Source organism: Frankia sp. AgKG'84/4 (genome assembly GCF_023242965.2).
Classification (GTDB): domain Bacteria; phylum Actinomycetota; class Actinomycetes; order Frankiales; family Frankiaceae; genus Frankia.
The window spans coordinates 1-2,882 of sequence record NZ_JALKFU020000633.1; the positions used below are offsets into that span (position 1 = coordinate 1).

Here is a 2,882-nt window from a genome sequence, read left to right on the forward strand (position 1 = left end):
GTCGTGGACAGTCTGCACGAGGTGAGTCCTGCACTGCTCGAGGCGCTGCTCGCCGCCCGGCCGGCGCGGGCCTGAGGGCCCCGCCCGCCGGGCGTGCGCGCTCACGCGGTGGAGATGGCGCGCAGGACGTCCATCCGCGCGGCTCTGCGCGCCGGGAACACGGCGGCGAGAATACCGAGCAGGACCCCGACGATGATCACCATGATGATTGTCGAGGTCGGGTAGGCGAACGTGTTGATGCCCTGCGAGGCGAGTGCCTTCGTCAGCGCCCAGCCGAACACGCTGCCCACGGCCACGCCCAGCACCGCGCCGAACACCGAGATGATCGTGGACTCCATCACCACCATGGCCCGCATCTGGCCCCGGGACATCCCGATGGCACGCAGCAGGCCGATCTCGCGGGTCCGCTCGATCACGGAAAGCGCCAGCGTGTTCACGATGCCGAACAGGGCGATGATGACTGCGAGGGCCAGCAGCACGTAGATGAAGCCGAGCAGCTGGTCGACCTGCTTCTCCTGCTGGGCGACGAACTCGGACTGGTCGCGCACCTCGACCGTGCCGAACGGCTTGACCACCTTGTCGATCTCGGCCCGCACCGCCGCGGGGTCGGCGCCCGCGGCCCGCTTGATCAGGACGAACTGGTCGAGGTCGTCGTGGTTGTGCCGGGCGAACTGGGCCGTGGAGACGATCCACGACCCGGCCACCTGGCTCTTCTTGTACGTGCCGGCGAGGGTCAGCTCCTCGGTGCCGTCGGCGAAAGCGACCTTGACCTTCTGGCCGACGGTGAGGTGCTCGTTCTTGGCGGTGGTGGACTCGGCGAGGATCGTCCCGTCACCCAGGGCGTTGATGTCACCGGCCACCTTCTTGATGGCCAGGACGTCGAGCAGGCCGGCGGGATCTCCGGCGAGCAGCGCGATGGTGTGGTCGTTGACCTTCGCGGCACCGCCGCGCAGGCCGGTGGCCACGTCGATGCCAGGCTGGCCGGAAAGATCCCGCACGACCTGGCCGCTGAAGCCGGTGCCGAACCCCTGGGTGGTCAGGTAGAAGTCCGCCCCGAGGCTGTTCTTGACGGTGCTGCTCACCGACTCCTTGATCGACTGCCCGAGGATCGAGAACGCGCTGACCAGGGCCAGGCCGATCATGAGCGCGGAGGCGGTCGAGGCGGTGCGGCGCGGGTTGCGCATGGCGTTCTCCCGGCCGAGCCGGCCGGTGGTGCCGAACACGGAGATGAACGGCACGCCGAGCACCCGGATGACCGGGCTGGACAGCTGCGGCGACAGCGTCGCGACACCGAGGAAGATCCCCGCCGCGCCGACACCGACGGCGATGGCGCCGGTCTTGCCCGCCGACGCCGTGCCCGCCACGAGCAGCAGCACGCCGAGGGCGCTGAGCACGCAGCCGGCGATCGCGCGCAGCCGCAGGGACCGCGCCGGCAGCACGAAGGTCTCCCGCATCGCGGCCACCGGTGGCACCGAGGCCGCCTTGCGGGCGGGAATGTAGGCCGCCACGCAGGTGATCACGACGCCCACGGCGTAGGCGACGACGATCGTGCGCGGCGCGAACACCAGCGCGCCGTTGGGCAGGTCCACGCCGAACGCGCCGACGGCGGCCCGCAGCAGTACGGCGAGGCCGGCGCCGACCACCAGCCCCGCGGTGGCCCCCGCCGTGCCGACGACCGCCGCCTCGACCTGCAGGGACACCTGCACCTGCCGGCGACTCGCGCCGATCGCGCGCAGCAGTGCCAGCTCCCGCACCCGCTGGGCGACCAGCATCGTGAACGTGTTGAAGATGATGAAGGCGCCGACGAACACGGAGATCGCGGCGAAGACCAGCAGGAAGATCGAAAATCCGCCGATGGCCTGCTGGATGGCGCTGGCGCTCTCGTCCGCCAGCTGTTCGCCCGTGATCGCCTCGATCCCCGCGGGTAGCGCTGCGGCGACCCGGGTGCGCAGCTCCTGCTGACCGAGGCCGTCCGCGGCGGCGATGTGCACCGCGCTGAACTGGTTCGGGGCCAGCAGCAGCCGCTGGGCGGTGGCGGTGTCGAAGGCGGTGACCGACGCCCCACCGAAGCCGTCCTGCCCGGGGACCTCGAAGGTGCCGGCCAGCGTGTAGGCCACCGGCGCGGCTTTGGTCTGCACCGAGACCTTGCCGCCGACGGTGAGGTGCAGCTTGCGCGCGCTGGCCTTGTCGACGACGATCTCGCCGGGCCCCGGCGCGTGCCCCTCGACGATCCGCTCGGTGGCGGTGGGCTGAGCGCCGGTCCAGTTCTGCCCGATGCCCGGAGCCCCGGTCTTCGGGGGCTTGCCCGTCGTCGGGTCGATGAGGACCGCTTGGCCCGTGACGGTCCCGACCGCCGCGCGCACACCGTCCACGCCGGCGACGGTGGCGACGATCGTGGCGGGCAGCGGCGGGCGGCCCGCGTCGCTGGCCGGATCGATCTGGTTGACCGCCCGCACGTCGACACTCACGTTCTTGTTGACGTTGGCGAACAGCGTGTCGAACGTCTTGTTCAGCGTGTCCGTGAGGACCAGGGTCCCGGTCACGAAGCTCACGCCGACGATAACCGCCAGCATGGACAGGACCAGCCTGATCTTGCGGGCCAGCAGGCTCTTGAGGGTGGCGCGCAGCATCGGATCAGGCCCAGCCCGCCGGTCCCGGACCGCCCGGGCGGCGCTGCGGATCCTCCGCGCGGGCCGGCGGTTGCCCGTACGACGGGTAGGGGGACGCGTCGGTGGGAAAGGGCCGCGGGTCGTAGTCGGGCCGCGGGTCCACGTCGCCGTAGCGCTGGTCCGGATAGTCGTCGTATCCGGCCGGGTCCTGGGGATAGTCCGCGTAGTCCGCCGCGGCCGGCGCCGCCGCCCGCCCGCCGCCACCCCTGCGCC

The 2,882-nt window shown here is 71.6% G+C and carries 1 protein-coding gene and 1 pseudogene; both read right to left on the reverse strand.

The genetic code is table 11. The features are described from left to right. Nucleotides 1-101: 101 nt before the first annotated feature. A complete protein-coding gene (locus MXD58_RS24300) occupies nt 102-2,630 on the reverse strand; it encodes an ABC transporter permease (protein WP_248840358.1) in 2,529 nt (842 codons plus the stop codon). Between the two features lie 4 nt (nt 2,631-2,634). Then, nucleotides 2,635-2,882: pseudogene (locus tag MXD58_RS24305) on the reverse strand (hypothetical protein); the annotation flags it as partial.

Excerpts from the sequence above, each read along its gene's own strand:
- MXD58_RS24300 (WP_248840358.1), bottom strand. The coding sequence starts at position 2,630 with ATGCTGCGCGCCACCCTCAAGAGCCTGCTGGCCCGCAAGATCAGGCTG.